This window comes from Kribbella speibonae, from assembly GCF_004331375.1.
Classification (GTDB): Bacteria; Actinomycetota; Actinomycetes; order Propionibacteriales; family Kribbellaceae; genus Kribbella; species Kribbella sindirgiensis.
The window spans coordinates 87,676-103,722 of the sequence record NZ_SJKC01000003.1 but is presented as its reverse complement, the minus strand read 5'-3'; the positions used below and the strand labels follow the sequence as shown (position 1 = coordinate 103,722).

15 protein-coding genes are annotated in these 16,047 nt (G+C 69.0%); 8 read left to right on the top strand and 7 right to left on the bottom strand.

The features are described 5' to 3' along the window. The first annotated feature begins 67 nt into the window (after positions 1-67). From E0H92_RS21770 to E0H92_RS21750, 5 genes are all read left to right on the top strand, one after another. Positions 68-1,351, top strand: coding sequence for a sensor histidine kinase (locus tag E0H92_RS21770; protein WP_131497565.1), 1,284 nt, complete (start codon positions 68-70; stop codon positions 1,349-1,351). Beyond that, positions 1,254-1,931 (top strand): response regulator transcription factor, encoded by a 678-nt coding sequence (locus E0H92_RS21765; protein ID WP_131497564.1) that lies wholly within the window; start codon positions 1,254-1,256, stop codon positions 1,929-1,931. The genes E0H92_RS21770 and E0H92_RS21765 overlap by 98 nt, the downstream gene beginning before the upstream one ends. An 84-nt stretch (positions 1,932-2,015) precedes the next feature. Beyond that, on the top strand, positions 2,016-4,190 hold the full coding sequence (locus E0H92_RS21760) for an MMPL family transporter (protein ID WP_131497563.1): 2,175 nt from the start codon (positions 2,016-2,018) through the stop codon (positions 4,188-4,190). Positions 4,191-4,235: 45 nt separating this feature from the next. Further along, positions 4,236-4,664, top strand: coding sequence for an aspartate 1-decarboxylase (panD, locus tag E0H92_RS21755; RefSeq protein WP_131460434.1), 429 nt, complete (start codon positions 4,236-4,238; stop codon positions 4,662-4,664). A 48-nt stretch (positions 4,665-4,712) separates the two neighbouring features. Then, complete coding sequence (locus tag E0H92_RS21750; RefSeq protein WP_131497562.1) at positions 4,713-6,164, top strand: aminopeptidase P family protein; 1,452 nt, start codon at positions 4,713-4,715, stop codon at positions 6,162-6,164. Here the strand turns inward: E0H92_RS21750 and E0H92_RS21745 are convergent. The 4 genes from E0H92_RS21745 to E0H92_RS21730 form a co-directional block, all read right to left on the bottom strand. After that, complete coding sequence (locus E0H92_RS21745; RefSeq protein ID WP_131498326.1) at positions 6,161-6,868, bottom strand: aspartate/glutamate racemase family protein; 708 nt, start codon at positions 6,866-6,868, stop codon at positions 6,161-6,163. The genes E0H92_RS21750 and E0H92_RS21745 overlap by 4 nt on opposite strands. Before the next feature lie 5 nt (positions 6,869-6,873). Beyond that, positions 6,874-8,385: an NCS1 family nucleobase:cation symporter-1 gene (locus tag E0H92_RS21740; RefSeq protein WP_131460436.1), complete on the bottom strand. Its 1,512-nt coding sequence runs from the start codon at positions 8,383-8,385 to the stop codon at positions 6,874-6,876. Positions 8,386-8,535: 150 nt separating this feature from the next. Beyond that, on the bottom strand, positions 8,536-9,240 hold the full coding sequence (locus tag E0H92_RS21735; RefSeq protein WP_131460437.1) for a GntR family transcriptional regulator: 705 nt from the start codon (positions 9,238-9,240) through the stop codon (positions 8,536-8,538). A 43-nt stretch (positions 9,241-9,283) separates the two neighbouring features. After that, a complete protein-coding gene (locus tag E0H92_RS21730) occupies positions 9,284-9,916 on the bottom strand; it encodes a TetR/AcrR family transcriptional regulator (RefSeq protein ID WP_202873763.1) in 633 nt (210 codons plus the stop codon). Positions 9,917-10,001: 85 nt separating this feature from the next. Between E0H92_RS21730 and E0H92_RS21725 the strand changes: the two genes are divergently transcribed. Beyond that, positions 10,002-10,814 carry a class I SAM-dependent methyltransferase gene (locus tag E0H92_RS21725; protein ID WP_131497560.1) on the top strand — a complete coding sequence of 271 codons (813 nt, stop codon included), beginning with the start codon at positions 10,002-10,004 and terminating at the stop codon, positions 10,812-10,814. Between the two features lie 9 nt (positions 10,815-10,823). Here the strand turns inward: E0H92_RS21725 and E0H92_RS21720 are convergent, their stop codons facing one another. Then, positions 10,824-12,770, bottom strand: coding sequence for a M13 family metallopeptidase (locus E0H92_RS21720; RefSeq protein ID WP_131497559.1), 1,947 nt, complete (start codon positions 12,768-12,770; stop codon positions 10,824-10,826). 129 nt (positions 12,771-12,899) lie between these two features. On the opposite strand from E0H92_RS21720, the gene E0H92_RS21715 reads away from it, so the two are divergent. Both E0H92_RS21715 and E0H92_RS21710 read left to right on the top strand, forming a co-directional pair. Then, positions 12,900-13,814, top strand: a complete 915-nt coding sequence (locus E0H92_RS21715; RefSeq protein WP_131497558.1) for an SMP-30/gluconolactonase/LRE family protein — start codon at positions 12,900-12,902, stop codon at positions 13,812-13,814. Positions 13,815-13,866: 52 nt separating this feature from the next. Continuing rightward, a complete protein-coding gene (locus E0H92_RS21710; protein ID WP_131497557.1) occupies positions 13,867-14,811 on the top strand; it encodes an SMP-30/gluconolactonase/LRE family protein in 945 nt (314 codons plus the stop codon). A gap of 3 nt (positions 14,812-14,814) precedes the next feature. Here the strand turns inward: E0H92_RS21710 and E0H92_RS21705 are convergent, their stop codons facing one another. Both E0H92_RS21705 and E0H92_RS21700 read right to left on the bottom strand, forming a co-directional pair. Then, positions 14,815-15,108: an HU family DNA-binding protein gene (locus E0H92_RS21705; RefSeq protein ID WP_131497556.1), complete on the bottom strand. Its 294-nt coding sequence runs from the start codon at positions 15,106-15,108 to the stop codon at positions 14,815-14,817. Positions 15,109-15,192: 84 nt separating this feature from the next. Beyond that, entirely contained in the window at positions 15,193-15,927 is a 735-nt protein-coding gene (locus E0H92_RS21700; RefSeq protein WP_238173536.1) for a phytanoyl-CoA dioxygenase family protein, read from the bottom strand. Positions 15,928-16,047 lie beyond the last annotated feature (120 nt).

Sequence of the window (16,047 nt, the reverse complement as noted above, 5' to 3'; positions counted from 1 at the left end):
TTGCGGTACGGCGGGGATACTGCCGCTGGACGAGGTGGTCCGACGGGGGAACACGTACTGTGAAGGGATGGAACGGCTCATCCGGTTCTGCCGTGCCTTCGCGCGGCATCCGCTGGCGCTGGACCTTGCGCTTGCCCTGGTCATCCTGCTGATCAACCTGCTCGTCCCGGGCGGGAAGCACATCGGTGAGCGGATCGAGCTGAACGCGACCGTCGTCGTCCTGGCCGTCGTGGGTGCCGCCGCAGTCACGTTCCGGCGGCAGGCGCCGATCTCGGTTCTGGTGGTCTGCACGGGGGTCGCGACCGCGTTCGAGATCGCCGAGCAGGCCAAGAGCCCGATCGTGCTCTACATGGGTGTCGCGGTCTTCACCGTCGTCCTGTCGAAGGATCGGCTGACCCGCAGCGTCGCGGTGATCGCCACGGCGCTGGTCACACTGCTCATGGAGGTCCTGTTCGTCGGTGGGGACGTGCTGGACAACCTCGGTCTGGTCTTCTTCGTGCTGTTCTCGGGCGCGATCGGCGAGGCGGTGCGGAACCGGCGCGCCTGGCTGCACGAGCTCGAGGAGCGAGCGCTGCGGGCCGAGCGGTCGCGGGACGAAGAGGCGCAGCGGCGAGTGATCGAGGAGCGGTTGCGGATCGCGCACGAACTGCACGACGTGATCGCACACCACATCGCCTTGATGAACGTGCAGTCCGGGGTCGCTGCGCATGTCCTTCGGACGCAGCCCGACGAGGCCGAGCGTGCGCTGGCGCTGGTCCGGTCAGGCGGGCGCACCGTCCTCCAGGAGCTCACAGTGCTTCTCGGCGTACTCCGTCGTTCCGGGTCACCGCTGCCCACTGCGCCGGCACCGTCGCTGAGCGAGCTGAGCGCCCTCGTCCAGTCGTTCACCGCAGCAGGCGTCAAGGTCGACTGGACACCTCCGGAGTCGCTGGGTGAGCTCCCGGACGTCATCGAACTCACGGCGTACCGCATCATCCAGGAATCCCTCACCAACGTCCTCAAGCACGCCCCCACCGCCACCGCCCACGTCCAAATCACCCGCGCGCCACGCAACCTGACCATCACCGTCACAGACTCGGGTGCTCGGCCCGCTTCAGCAACAGCTCCCGCCATCACCCACCTGGGCGCCGGACACGGCCTCATCGGGATGCGTGAGCGTGTTGCCGCCGTAGGCGGCGAGCTGGTGGCCGGGCCGGAGGCGACAGGCGGGTGGGCAGTACGTGCTGTGCTTCCTCTGGAGACGGGAGATGTAGGTGACCATCCGGATATTGCTGGCCGACGACCAGACACTGATCCGCAGCGGGTTCCGGGTGCTGGTGAGTTCAGCTCCCGATCTGGAGGTCGTTGCTGAGGCGTCCAACGGGCGGGAAGCGGTCGAGCTGGCGCGGTCCGAGCGGGCCGACGTGGTGCTGATGGACATCCGGATGCCCGAGGTCGACGGCCTCGCGGCGACCCGGATGATCACGGCGGACGAGGCGCTCGCGGGCGTGAAGGTGCTGATCCTGACCACGTTCGAGGTCGACGAGTACGTGTTCGACGCGATCCGTGCCGGCGCCAGTGGCTTCCTCGGCAAGAGCGTCGAACCGGCCGAGCTGATCGACGCCATCCGGGTGGTCGCCCGCGGCGACGCTCTGCTGTCCCCGAAGGCCGTCCGCGGCCTGATCAACCGCTTCCTCGCCGAACCCACCCCCGGCAACCCGGTCGGGCCCACGGCCCTCGACGTCCTCACCGACCGCGAACGCGAGATCGTCGGCCTGGTCGCCCTCGGCCTGTCCAACGACGAGATCGCCGAACGCCTCGTGCTCTCCCCGTCCACGGCGAAGACCCACGTGAACCGCGCGATGGTGAAACTCGACTGCCGCGACCGCGCGCAGCTCGTCGTCCTGGCGTACCAGACCGGCCTCGTGCGTCCCGGCGTACCGCAGCCGTAGTACCAGGTACGGCGAACGCGGTACGGCCAGAAGCCCACCGGGAGCAGACGCGAGCGACGACCCCGCGCCGGGAGCATCGGTCGCATGGCTACGTACCTCTATCGGCTCGGCCGATTCGCGTTCCGCCGCCGCCGGTTGGTGCTCCTGATCTGGCTGGGACTCCTGGCCGCCGGAGCAGTCGGTGCAAGCACGCTCTCGGGCCCGACCGCCAACGGCTTCTCGATCCCCGGCACCGAGTCGCAGCGTGCCGCGGACCTGCTCAACGACCGCTTCCCGCAGGCCGGCGCCGACGCCGCGACCGCCAGGATCGTGTTCCAGGCGCCTGCCGGCCAGAAGCTCACCGACTCGCCACAGGTGCGGCAGACCCTGGACCGGATCGCGGTCGCGCCCCAGGTCGCCCGCGTCGTGGATCCCTTTGCCGCCAAGGCGATCTCCGCCGACGGCCGCACCGGCTACGCGCAGGTCACCTACAAGGTCACCGCGCAGGAGATCACCCCCGAAGCGCAGCAGGCGGTCGCCGATGCGGTCGCACCGGCCCGGGCGGCCGGCCTCACCGTCGAGTTCGGCGGCGATGCGCTGCAAGCGCAGGGCGAGCAGCCGCTCACCGAGGTGATCGGTATCGGCGTCGCCGCCGTCGTCCTGCTGATCACCTTCGGCTCGCTGATCGCCGCCGGCCTGCCGTTGCTGTCAGCAATCATCGGGGTAGGTCTCGGCGTCACCGCCATCTCGACTATCAGCGGTTTCGTCGACATCGGATCCGGTACGCCGATCCTCGCGCTGATGATCGGCCTCGCGGTGTCGATCGACTACGCGCTGTTCATCATGTCCCGCTACCGGCACGAGCTGAGCACCGGGCTGGAGCCCGAGGAGGCCGTCGGCCGCGCGGTCGGCACCGCCGGCTCGGCCGTGGTCTTCGCCGGTCTGACCGTGGTGATCGCGCTGGCCGGATTGTTCGTGGTCGACATCCCGTTCCTCACCCAGATGGGCCTGGCCGCGGCGTTCACCGTGGTCGTCGCGGTCGCGATCGCCCTCACGTTGCTGCCGGCGCTGCTCGGGTTCGCGGGGCGGCGGGTTCTCGGCGGCCGGATCCCCGGCCTGCGGGGCGGCGATCCGGAAGCGGCCGGGCGGACGACGGTCGGCCGCCGGTGGGCTGGCTTCATCACCCGGCGTCCGTTGGCGGTGCTGGTGGTGACCGTGATCGGCCTCGGCACGCTCGCGATCCCGGCGACCGACCTCGAACTCGGTCTGCCCGACGACAGCACGGCCGCACCCGACTCGACCCAGCGCAAGGCGTACGAGATGCTCTCCGAGGGCTTCGGGCCCGGCTTCAACGGGCCGCTGATGGTGGTCGTGGACGCCGGCGCGTCCACCGATCCGCAGACGGCCGCCACCGCGACCGCCGCTGCTGTTCGCGGGCTGCCGGACGTGACGATGGTGACGCCGCCGGTCTTCAACCCGGCCGGGAACACCGCGTTGCTGACCGTGATCCCGTCGAGCGGCCCGAGTACGCAGCAGACCAGGGACCTGGTCGAGGCGATCCGGTCGATGCCCGACCGCGATCGCGCCGAGGTGGCCGTCACCGGGGCGACCGCGGTCAGCATCGACATCTCGAACAAGCTCGGCGGCGCGCTGCTGCCGTACCTGTCGCTCATCATCGGGCTCGCGTTCCTGCTGCTGATGCTGGTGTTCCGCTCGATCCTGGTGCCGTTGAAGGCGACGCTCGGGTTCCTGCTCACCGTCGTGGCGACGTTCGGCGCGCTGGTCGCGGTGTTCCAGTGGGGCTGGCTGGCCGGGCTGTTCGGCATCACCGGACAGACCGGGCCGGTGATCAGCATGCTGCCGATCTTCCTGATCGGGGTGGTGTTCGGGCTCGCGATGGACTACCAGATCTTCCTGGTGACGCGGATGCGCGAGGAGCACGTCCACGGCGCCGCACCGCGGGCGGCGGTCGTCGACGGGTTCGCGCACGGTGCGCGGGTGGTGACCGCGGCCGCGGTGATCATGACCGCGGTGTTCTCCGGGTTCATCCTGTCCGGCGAGACGCTGATCCGCGAGATGGGCTTCGGACTGGCCCTCGCGGTCCTGATCGACGCGTTCGTGGTCCGGATGACCGTCGTACCGGCCGTGATGGCCCTCCTCGGCCGCCGCGCCTGGTACCTCCCCGCCTGGCTGGACCGGCTCCTCCCGAACGTCGATGTCGAGGGCGACTCACTGCGCCGGCGGCCGGTGGCCGAACGGGAGACTGAACCGGTTGGGTGACGGCGGCCACTGACAGGAACCGGCGTGGCCCGGATCATGGCCGCCATGTGGCGGGAAATGATGAAGTCGAAGGTGCACCGGGCGACGGTGACGCAGGCCGACCTGGACTACGTCGGGTCGTGCACGCTGGACGCCGACGTGATGGACGCGGCCGACCTGCTGCCCGGCGAGAAGGTGGACATCGTCGACATCACCAACGGTCAGCGACTGTCGACGTACCTGATCGAAGGGCCGCGCGGGTCCGGGATCGTCGGGATCAACGGGGCCGCGGCCCACCTGATCCACCCGGGTGACCTGGTGATCCTGATCGCGTACGGGATGTTCGACACCGCCGAGGCGAAGGTTTTCGAGCCGAGCGTAGTCTTCGTGGACGAGGACAATGCGATCACCCGCATCGGTTCCGACCCCGCCGAGGCGCTGCCGGACAACGGCACCGGCAGCGGCACGCTGCGCGGGGACCAACTGCACCCGTAGCCACGACCGGCGCCACCACCGCCGCGCCGAGAAGAGGACTGGTCGACGATGACCGACACGACCGAGAGCACAGCCACCCAGGACGCTGCGCCGAAGACGGCTTCGCACGACAACGAGCCCAGCGCGAAGCTGCGTGCGTTCATGAACTCCGGCTGGGCGGACTCAGAGCGGACCGACCTGTCCCTGAGCGACGTCGGCGTGTGGGCGGCGAAGCGCCGTGACGCGCTGTCGCAGGCGTTCCCGGGCGAGCGGCTCGTGATCCCGGCCGGCACCTACAAGGTCCGCTCGAACGACACCGACTTCGTCTTCCGCCCGCACACCGACTACGTGTGGCTGACCGGTAACCAGACGTCGGACGCGGTGCTCGTCCTGGAGCCGAACGGCACCACCGGCCACGACTCGGTGCTGTACTTCCGCCCGCGCGCCGACCGCTCGCAGGGCGAGGAGTTCTGGCGCGACCGGATGTACGGCGAGCTCTGGGCGGGCCGGCGCCCGTCGCTGACCGAGACCGCCAAGGAGTTCGGGATCGAGACGCGGCACGTCGACCAGCTGGCCGACGCGCTCAAGGGCGACGTACCGACCCGGGTACGGCGGGGCGAGGACCAGTCGATCGCCGCGCTGCTGAGCGGCGCCCGGACCGAGGACCCGAAGGACAAGGAGCTGGCGGCGACGTTGTCCGAGCTGCGGCTGGTCAAGGACGCGTACGAGCTCGAGCAGCTCCGGGACGCCGTCGGGATCACGCACCGCGGTTTCTCCGACGTACTCGCGGAGATGGACAAGGTCCGGCAGTACGGCGAACGCTGGATCGAGGGCACGTTCTGGCGCCGCGCCCGGGCCGAAGGCAACGACGTCGGGTACACGTCGATCGCCGCGGCCGGTCCGCACGCGACCACGCTGCACTGGATCGAGAACGACGGCCGAGTGAACGACGGCACGCTGATGCTGCTCGACATGGGCGTGGAGAACCGGCAGCTGTACACCGCCGACATCACCCGGACGCTGCCCGTGAGCGGTGAGTTCACGCCGCGCCAGCGGGACTTGTACCAGCTGGTGCTGGACGCGCAGAACGCCGGGATCGCGGCGCTCACGCCGGGTGCGAACTTCCGCGCCGGGCACGAGGCGGCGATGGAGGTCATCGTCCACGGCCTGGACGCCATGGAACTGCTGCCGGTGCCGGCCGAGGAGGCACTCGACCCCGAGAGCCGCCTGTACCAGCGCTACACCCTGCACGGCGTCAGCCACATGCTCGGCCTCGACGTCCACGACTGCTCGGCGGCCCGCGACGAGAACTACCGCAAGGGTCCCGTCCAGCCCGGCTACGTCCTCACCGTCGAACCCGGTCTGTACTTCCAGTCCGACGACCTCACCGTCCCCGAGGACCTCCGCGGCATCGGAATCCGCATCGAGGACGACATCCTCATCACCGACGGCACCCCGGAAAACCTCTCCGAGGCCATGCCCCGCACCGTGGAGGGCATCCAGGACTGGATGGCGTCCTAACCGACGCGTTCAGGGCGGTGGTGTGGGGCGAACTCGCCGAGTTTGCCCGTGGTGAGGCGCATCCGGACCAGCATTTCGACCGTGGCGGTCGCCGCCGCCACGCCGTCGATCACGCTCACCCCGAGCGCGGCCGACAGGTCGTGACACAGGTCGGCCATGCCCGCGCAGCCCAGCACGATGGCGTCCGAACCGTCGAGCGCCAGCGCCTCCTCGCACGCCCGGAGGATCGTGGCCCGCGCGTGCGGATCCGTTTCCAGAGCAAGGACGGGGATCTCGCACGCGTGGATCCCCCGGCACTGCCGCGCAACGCCGTACTCCTCGGCCAGATCGTGCGCATGACCGACGGTCCGGGCCAGCGTCGTGACGACGCTGAACCCGCGGCCCAGGTACGACGCCGTACGCATGCCGGCCTCGGCGATGCCGACAACCGGCCCGCGGGCCAGCTCCCGCGCCGCGTTCAGCCCCGGATCGCCGAAGCACGCGATGACGTATCCGTCGTACCCGGCCGCTTCACCGTCCGCGATCTCCTGCAGCAGACCCGGTACGGCGAGTGCGTCGTCGACATGACTCTCGATGGCCGGCGGCCCCTGCCGGGGACTGACCGCGTCGACGAGCACCCCCGGACCGGCGACCGCACGAGCGCAGTCGCCGATCAGGGCGGTCATCGACGCGGTGGTGTTGGGGTTGATGACCTTGATCCGCATGGTCGTCACGCCACCTGCTCGGTTTTGGCGATGCCGGCCCGGCGCGCGAGAACCGTGTAGACGGCGAAGCCGACACCGCAGCCGATGAACCAGCTGTAGTCGCTGATCCAGAGTCCGCCGCCGACCCAGCGGGGCACGAGAACCGACGCGACCGAGACCACCCCGGCGGCGATCACGGACTGGACGGCGACCGGGTTGTAGCCCTTGCGGTAGTAGTACGCGCCGTCCTCGTCGAGGGTGAACAGGTCGTCGACAACCACCTTCTGGCGGCGGATCAGGTAGAAGTCCGCGATCAGGATGCCGAACAGCGGGCCGATCAGCGCGCCGAGGATGCCCAGTGTGTAGTGAATCGCCGTGTCGTTGTTGTACCAGTTCCACGGCGTCAGCAGCACCGAGCCGACGGCCGCGATCATGCCGCCCATCCGCCAGCTGATCTTCTGCGGGCTGACGTGCGAGAAGTCGAACGCCGGCGAGATGAAGTTCGCGACGATGTTGATCCCCACGGTCGCGGTCACGAAGGTCGCCGCGCCGAGCAGGATCGCGAACGTGTTGTCGATCCGCTCCACGGTCTTGATCGGATCCGTCAGCAGTTCGCCGTACACGGGAACCGTCGCGCCCGCGGTGAGCACGGTGAGCAGCGAGAAGAAGATGAAGTTGATCGGCAGGCCCCAGAAGTTGCCCTTCCGCACGCTCTGGAAGCTGCGTCCGTAGCGGGCGAAGTCGCCGAAGTTCAGCATCGGGCCGGAGAAGTACGAGACCACCAGCGCGATCGCGCTCAGCATCGTGCCGATCGTGGCCCACCCGGACAGGCTGTGGTTCGACAGGTTCAGATCGATGGTGAAGTCGGACTTGACCAGCAGGTACGCGCAGAGCAGCAGCATCGTCACGTAGACGGCCGGACCGGCCAGGTCGATGAACTTCCGGATGCTCTCCATCCCGCGCCAGAACAAGGCGGCCTGGGCCACCCACAGGATCGCGAAGCTGACGTAGCCGAGCACCGACAGACCGGCGAAGCCGTGCACGTCCTTGTCCGCCCACGGGGCCAGTCCGGGCCAGAGCTTGAGGAAGACGATGTTCAGCGACTCGGCCGCCAGGAAGGTCTGCACGCCGTACCAGGCGACGGCGATCAGGCCGCGAATGATGGCCGGGATATTCGCGCCCAGAACGCCGAACGAGACCCGGCTGATCACCGGGTACGGAACACCCGCGAGCTGGCTCGGTTTTGCGACCAGGTTGCAGAAGAATTGCACGATGCAGATACCGGCGATCAGGCAGACGAATACCTGCCAACTGGTCAGGCCGAGCGCGAACAAACTCCCCGCGGTGAGATAACCGCCGACGCTGTGCACGTCGGACATCCAGAACGCGAAGATGTTGTAACTGCGCCAGGTCTGCTGCTTCAGCGGCGCGAGGTCCTCGTTGGTCAGCCGCGGGTGGTAGTCGCTCCGCGAGTCGTCCGGACTTGACGGGTAGCCGGCGGCGTCGACGATGTCAGCGGGCGCGGATTCGGTAGCCATGCTGTGTGCTCCTCCGGGCTGGGCCGCGGGCGGATCGCGCGGCCAGTGAACCGAAGCTAGGAATAGCGTGTTTCGCGGAATGACGTCCACGGTGAACGCCCGGTTTCCGCTCAAATATAGGAAAAGCGGCGCAAATATAGGAAACGTGCTTCAGGCCGGATCGGCGAAGCATTCCGGGTCGTCGGCGAACTCCGAGATCGCGCTCTTCAGATGCGCGTAGTGCCGCTCCGACTCGGCGATCAGCGTGTCGGTGTCCCGGGCGACGTACGCCGCGATCAGCCGCTCGTGGTCCGCGTGGAAACCGGCCCGCTCGTGTGCCCGGACCCGCGACATCGGCCGGGCCGGCTCGGTGATGTTCCACGCGGTCTCGTACATCCGGATCAGCCGGTGCATCCCCGACGGCTCGATCAGCGCGAAGTGGAAACGGCGGGTCGCGGCGGCGTACTCACGATCCCCCGCGGCGCCCGCATCGGCCAGCGAACCGTGGGCGTCCCGGATCCGGTCGTGGTCGACGGAGGTCGCGTTGACCGCCGCCGCACGCAACGCCGCGGACTCCAGCGCCTGCCGTACGTCGTACAGCTCGCGGAACTCCAGGAACGTCAGCTTCGCCACCCGGTACCCGATATGCGGACGATGCTCGACCAGCCCTTCCCCGAACAGCGTCTTCAGCGCCTCCCGCACCGGAATCGCACTGACCCCGAAGAACGCCGCCACCTCGTCGATCGGCACCGACGTCCCCGGCGGCTGATCACCGGTCAGAATCGCATGCCGCAGATCACTCTCGACCGGCGGCATCTCGCCCACGGCTGCGGTGGTCCGCACGAGTCGTGAGGTGAAGTCCGACGGTCTACGCATTCCCGGACGATAAGCCTCACCGAATCATCTGTCGAGCAGGGTCTCAGGCCAGGCCGGCAGCGATGAACGCGAGGGTTCGGGCCTCGATCCGGCGGAGTTCGGCGTCGGAGGTGTCCCGGAGCGGCCCTCGGCCGGTGAGGACGGCGGTCCCGTGGACGAGGGACCAGATCGGGTACTCGATCCCTTCGCGTCGTTGCGGATCGAGGACGCCGGCTTCGACCAGTTCGTCCAGAGCGCCGCGGAGCAGGCCCAGCGGGGTTCGGTCGGTCGTATCGCGGGCGGCGTACTCGTGCTGCCGCGGCACGGCGAAGGCGGTAGCGAACAGTCCGGGCTCCGCACGGGCGAACTCGAGGTAGGCCGTGCCGATCGCGCCCAGCCGGCGCTGTGCGGCGGCCGGGTTGCCGCGTTTGCCGCGGACGCGGGCGATGCCGGCTGCCATTCGGTCGGCCAGCTCGAGCATGGCCGCGGTGCAGACCTCGGCGAGCAACTCGTCGCGGTCCGCGAAGTGCCGGTACGCCGCGTTGGGTACGACGCCGACGATCCGGGTCGCTTCCCGCAGTACGACCGCGTCCGGCCCGCCGGCGCGGGCCAGCTCCACCCCCGCCGCGACCAGACCGGCCCGTACATCGCCCCGCGGGCGTCGCCGCGAGCGTGGTGCTTCCTCCGCTGCCGTCACCGGCTCAGGATAGCAATGTGGACACTGTCCACTAGATATGGTTATGTGGACAGTGTCCACATAACTGCTCCAGTGAGGGGTCACCATGAGCGAGCAGACAGTTCCGTTGCAGTACACCACCGGTCGATCGCGGGCCGGTATCGAGCAGGCGCTCGTTGCCGCAGGCAAGAAGCTTGACGAGCTCCAGGCCGCGGACCTCGCGATGCTCGAGGACTACCACACCGGCGGACGGCTCGCGACGATGCAACTCGCGGACCTGGCCGGCATCGTCGCGGACAGCAAGGTCCTGGACGCCGGCGCAGGCATCGGCGGAACGGCCCGGTACGTCGCCTCCCGCTTCGGCTGCCACGTGACAGCCGTCGACCTGTCCGCCGAGTACTGCGAGATCACCCGATGGCTCGACCAGTTGGTCGACCTCGACGACCGCATCGACGTACGCCAAGGCGATGTGACCGCGTTGCCGGTCGCTGACTCGTCGTTCGACGTCGTGTTCAGCCAGCACGTACAGATGAACGTGGCCGCCAAGGACCGTCTCTATCGGGAGGCTCGGCGCGTGCTGAGGCCGGGCGGGCGACTCGCGGTGTGGGACATCTGCACCGGCGACCGCGGCGAGCTCGACTACCCGTTGCCGTGGGCGGACGTCCCCGAGCACACCCACCTGATCACCCCGCCGGCCCTCCGCGCCACGATCGAAGCTGCCGGACTCACGGTCGAGCGATGGTCAGACCTGACCGAGCAGGTGGCCGCCATGATGCGAATGATCCAGTCGCAGCCACCCGGCCCACTCGGTCTGCACGCGTTCGTGCCCAACTTCCGAGAGCGCCTCGACAACCTCGTCGACGCGCTCTCGGACGGCCGCCTTCGAGCGATCCAGGCCGTCGGCCTGGTCAGCCCCTGACGGTCGGGGTCACCAGATGCGGACGCGGTCTTCCGGGGCGAGCCACATCGTGTCGTCGGGGGTTGTTTTGTAGGTGTTGTGGAAGGCATCGATGTTCTTCACCACCGCGTTGCAGCGGAACTCCGGGGGTGAGTGGGGGTCGATGGTGAGGCGGCGGGCGGCCTCTTCGGGACGGGTCTTGGTGGCCCAGGCGTGAGCCCACGCGGCGAAGAAGCGCTCACTGCCGGCCTGGTCGTCGGCGTCGGCCTGGTCGGCACCGTCCCGGGACAGCTGGTAGGCGACGTACGCGATGGACAGGCCGCCGAGGTCGCCGATGTTCTCGCCGAGGGTGAGTTTGCCGTTCACGTGCTGGCCGGGGGTTTCGGCCGGTTCGAGGGCGTCGTACTGCGCGACGAGTTTGTCGGTGCGCTGCTCGAACGACTCGCGGTCCGCGTCGGTCCACCAGTCGTTCAGGTTGCCGGCCGAGTCGTACCGCGAGCCCTGGTCGTCGAAGCCGTGGCCGATCTCGTGGCCGATCACCGCACCGATGGCGCCGTAGTTCGTGGCGTCGTCGGCAACCAGGTCGAAGAACGGCGGCTGCAGGATGCCGGCCGGGAAGACGATCTCGTTCATCCGCGGGTTGTAGTACGCGTTGACCGTCTGCGGCGTCATCCGCCACTCGTTCCGGTCGACCGGCTTGCCGAGTTTGGCGAGGTCCCGGGCGGTCTCCACCGCGACCGACCGACGGACGTTGCCGAACAGGTCGGCCGGGTCGATCTCGAGCGCCGAGTAGTCCTTCCACTCGTCCGGGTACCCGATCTTCGGGACGAAGGTCCCGAGCTTCTCGAGCGCCCGCTGCCGGGTGTCCGGGCCCATCCAGTCCAGCGCCTCGATCCGCTGCCGGTAGGCGGCGACCAGGTTCTGCACGAGCTCGACCATGCGGGCCTTGGCGTCCGGCGGGAAGTGCTCCGCGACGTACAGCTTGCCGAGCGCCTCGCCCAGCGCCGACTCGACCGCACCGACGGCGCGCTTCCAGCGCTCGCGCAGCTCGGGCGCACCGGTCAGGGTCTTGCCGTAGAAGGCGAAGTTCTCGTTGACGAAGGCCTGGCTCAGCAGCGGCGCGGCGCTGTGCACGATCCGCCAGCTCAGCCACTCCTTCCACCGGTCGACGTCGACCTCCTGCAGCGCGGTCGCGGCCGCGGTCAGGAAGTCCGGCTCGCGGACCACGACCTCCGCGAACGCGCTCTCCGGCACACCGGCGCCGGCCAGCCAGGCCGCCCAGTCGAACCCAGGCGTCAGCTCCTCGAGCCCGGCCCGGTCGAGCTTGTTGTAGGTGAGCTGGACGTCGCGCTCCTTCACCCGGTCCCAGTGCGCGCCGGCGATCCGCGTCTCCAGCTCGAGGATCCGCTCGGCGGCCGCGCTCCCGTCGGACAGCCCGGCGAGCTCCAGCAGGGTCTCCACGTGCTCGACGTACGCCGTCCGGATCGCGGCGAAGCTGTCCTCGCGGTAGTACGACTCGTCGGGCAGGCTGAGGCCGCCCTGGGTCAGGTGGACGATGTTCTCGTCGGACTTCTTCGCGTCGGCGTCGACCCAGTAGTGGAAAACGCCCGGCACGCCCTGCAGCTCGAGCTGCCCGAGGACGGACACCAGCCCGGCCAGGTCCGTCACGCCCGCGACGAGGGCGAGCTGGTCGGCGATCGGCTCGGCGCCCAGCCGCTCGACCCTCTCGGTGTCCATGAAGCTGGTGTAGAGGTCGGCGATCTTCCGCGGGTCGCTGCCCTCCGCGTGCCCGGCCGCGACGGTCTTCTCGACGATCGCGCGGACGTCCTGCTCAGCGGTGTCCCAGAGCGCGTGGAACGCGCCGTGGATCGCCTTGTCGGCCGGAATCTCGTGCTCCGCCAGCCATGTCCCGTTCACGAACCGGTACAGATCGTCCTGCGGGCGAACCGCCCCCGAGTCGTCGATTCCTGCTGTCATCCCTGACCCCTTGTCCCAAGTCGAGTTGCTGCCAGCGAACATACCCGGTTCGGGAATCCGCCGTTTTGAACTATCCACAGGACCCTCCCGTTCTCCCGGGTAAAGACCCGGATCAGGGAGGACCCCGCCATGTCACACCTCGTCCGCCGCCGCACTGCCCTCGCCGGTGTGCCCGCTGTACTGCTGGGCCTGGCGAGCACCTCGGCAGCGAGCGCCGCACCAGCCGCCGCCCCGTTCCCGACCAAGTTCAGCCTGCCGAACGGCTTCCAGCCGGAAGGCATCGCGATCGCCCGCGGTACGGCGTACTTCGGTTCCCGTGCCGACGGGGACATCTACGCCGCCTCGCTGCGCACCGGACGCGGCAAGGTGATCAGCCAGGGCCCGGGGACCGGTTCGCTCGGGATGAAGGTCGACCCGTTCGGCCGCCTGTTCGTCGCCGGGGCCGCCGGAGGGAACGGCCGGGTGATCGACACCCGCACCGGCAAGGTCCTGGCCAGCTACACGTTCACTACTACGACGCCGACGTTCGTGAACGACGTGATCCTGGCCAAGGACGGCGCGTACTTCACCGACTCGCAGCGGCCCGTGTTCTACCGCGTCGCCGGCGCGCAGCCCGAGACGATCCCCCTCACCGGCGACTACCAGCACCTGCCCGGCAACAACGCGAACGGCATCTCGCTGACCCCGGACGGCCGCGCGCTGATCATGGTGCAGTCGTCGACCGGCTTCCTGCTCCGGGTCGACCGGCGGACCGGTGTGGCCCGGCGGATCGACATCGGCGCCACGCTGATGACGAACGGCGACGGCCTGCTCCTGCTCGGTCGCACCCTGTACGTCGTCCAGAACCGGCTGAACAAGATCGCGGTGCTCGAACTGAACCGCACCGGCACGAAGGGCGAGGTGGTCGGCGAGCTGACCAGCCCGGACTTCGACGTACCGACGACCGTCGCCGCCTTCGGGAACCGGCTGTACCTGCCCAATGCCCGCTTCACCACGTCACCGACTCCCACCACGGAGTACTGGGTCACCGCAGTCGAACGCTGAACCGTTCCCGGCCGCCACCGCCCGTCCTACGGTGTGCCGAAGGGGAGGAAACATGAACATCCGTCGTGTGATAGCCGTTCTGAGCTTGCCCGTCCTGCTGATGGGCCTCATCTCCACGTCGGCGAACGCCACCGGTACCTCGGGGCACGCCGTCAAGCACGCGTTCCCGGCGCGGATCGACCTGCCGAACGGGTTCCAGCCGGAAGGGATCGCGATCAGCGGCAGTACGGCGTACTTCGGTTCGCTGGCCGACGGCGACATCTACGCCGCGTCACTGCGCACCGGACGCGGCAAGGTGATCAGCCAGGGACCAGGTACGCCGTCCGTCGGTCTGAAGGCGGACAACCGCGGGCGGCTGTGGATCGCCGGCGGCTCGAGCGGTACGGCGCGTGTCGTCGACATCCGCACCGGGAAGATCCTGAAGAGCTACCCGCTGACCACCGAGCCGGCGACGTTCGTGAACGATGTCGTGCTCAGCAAGACCAGCGCGTGGTTCACGGACTCCAGCCGGGCCGTCGTCTACCAAGTGCCGATCGGCCGCCACGGCCAGCTACTGAACCGGGTACGGACCGTGCCGCTGACCGGCGACTACGTCCACGATCCGACCGGGTTCAACGGCAACGGCATCACGCTGACGCCCGACGGGCGCGCGGTGATCATCGTGCAGTCGTCGACCGGGTTCCTGTTCCGGGTCGACCCGCGGACCGGCGTCACCAAACGCGTCGACCTCGGCGGCACGCTGATGACGAACGGCGACGGCATGCTGCTGCTCGGCCGGACGCTGTACGTCGTGCAGAACTTCCTCAACCAGGTCGCGGTGGTGCGGCTGAATCGGGCCGGGACGACGGGCACGCAGACCCGGACCATCACCGATCCGGGCTTCGACATCCCGACGACCGCGGCCGCGTTCGGGCACCGGCTCTACCTGGCCAACGCCCGGTTCAGTACGCCGCCGACTCCCACGACGCCGTACTGGGCAACAGCTGTGCGCCGCTGAGGGTCAGCGGACGGTGCGGAGGTCGCCTCGGGCCGCGGCTTTGAGGCGGCTTCCGCACGACAGGCGCACGGAGTAGCCGGCCGGGATGTTCAGCGGCTCGCCGGTCTGCGGGTTGCGGCCGGTGCGCGGGGCGCGCAGGACCCGCTCGATGCTGAGCAGGCCGGTCAGCGACACCTTGTCGCCGCGCTGCACGGCCTCGGTGACGACGTCGCCCAGCGCGTCGATGACCTTCTCGGCCTGGCCCCGCGGGATACCCGCCTTCTGCGCCACGCCGGCGATCAGTTCGTTCCGGTTCACGGCTCTCCTCAGACTCGGTTCGACCTTCCGCTCCGCACCTTAACCGAAATGATTGTCGTTAGCGAGAAGCGTTCCGGAATCCGGTCAGAGTCCGTCGCGATCGTGCCAGTGGTTCTGCCAGCGGTCGTCGATCGCGTCGTCGGCCCGCTGGTAGCGGATGTCGGTCGACAGGCGGAGTTCGGTCGACACGTTGTCGAGCGCCGCGTGGACCGTGTGCGCGGTGTGTATGACGACATCCCCGGCCCTGTAGTCCGCGACCAGCCAGTTGGCGTCGTACTGCGTGGCCAGGGCGGGCAGGTCCGCGGTGATGGACGCGGCAGGGCGCTTCAGCCGGCCGGCAGCCTCTTCCTCGAGCACCCTGTGGTGGCTGCCCTCCAGGTAGGTCAGTCCGCCGCGGCTGACCGGGCAGTCACCCAGCGGGATCCACGCGGACAGCACCTGGTCGCTGCCGCCGCGCAGGTACACGAGGTCGTAGTGCGCCTGCGTCGCCGTACCGATGCCGTTCTCGCCCGGCGCCGTCTGCCGGATGATCTTCCGCCGGTGCAGGAACGGCTCACCACCGAGGAACCACTCGAACCAGCCCTTCAACGCCGGCTGCGCACAGAAGGCCGCGTACTCAGCCCCCGGCACGATCTCCTCGAACAGCACCTTCCGGTACGACGCTTTGTCCGCAGCGGACCCCGTCAACCCGAAGTAGTACTCCCGGAACGCCAGCACCGCCGCGGGGTCCAGTAGACCGGTCAGAAACAGGTACCCGTCCCGCTGCAGCCGAGCACGCAACTGTGCCCGATCACCACGCTCCTCCTCGGGTACTGCCACCAGTTCACCCAACCGCCGCTCATCGAGCACGTATCCGTTAGACGTCAGCACACCTCCATTCCACCGGCGTACGGCGCTCAACGGAATGGACACCCGCACCGGCTTCTTGGACTCTTGTAA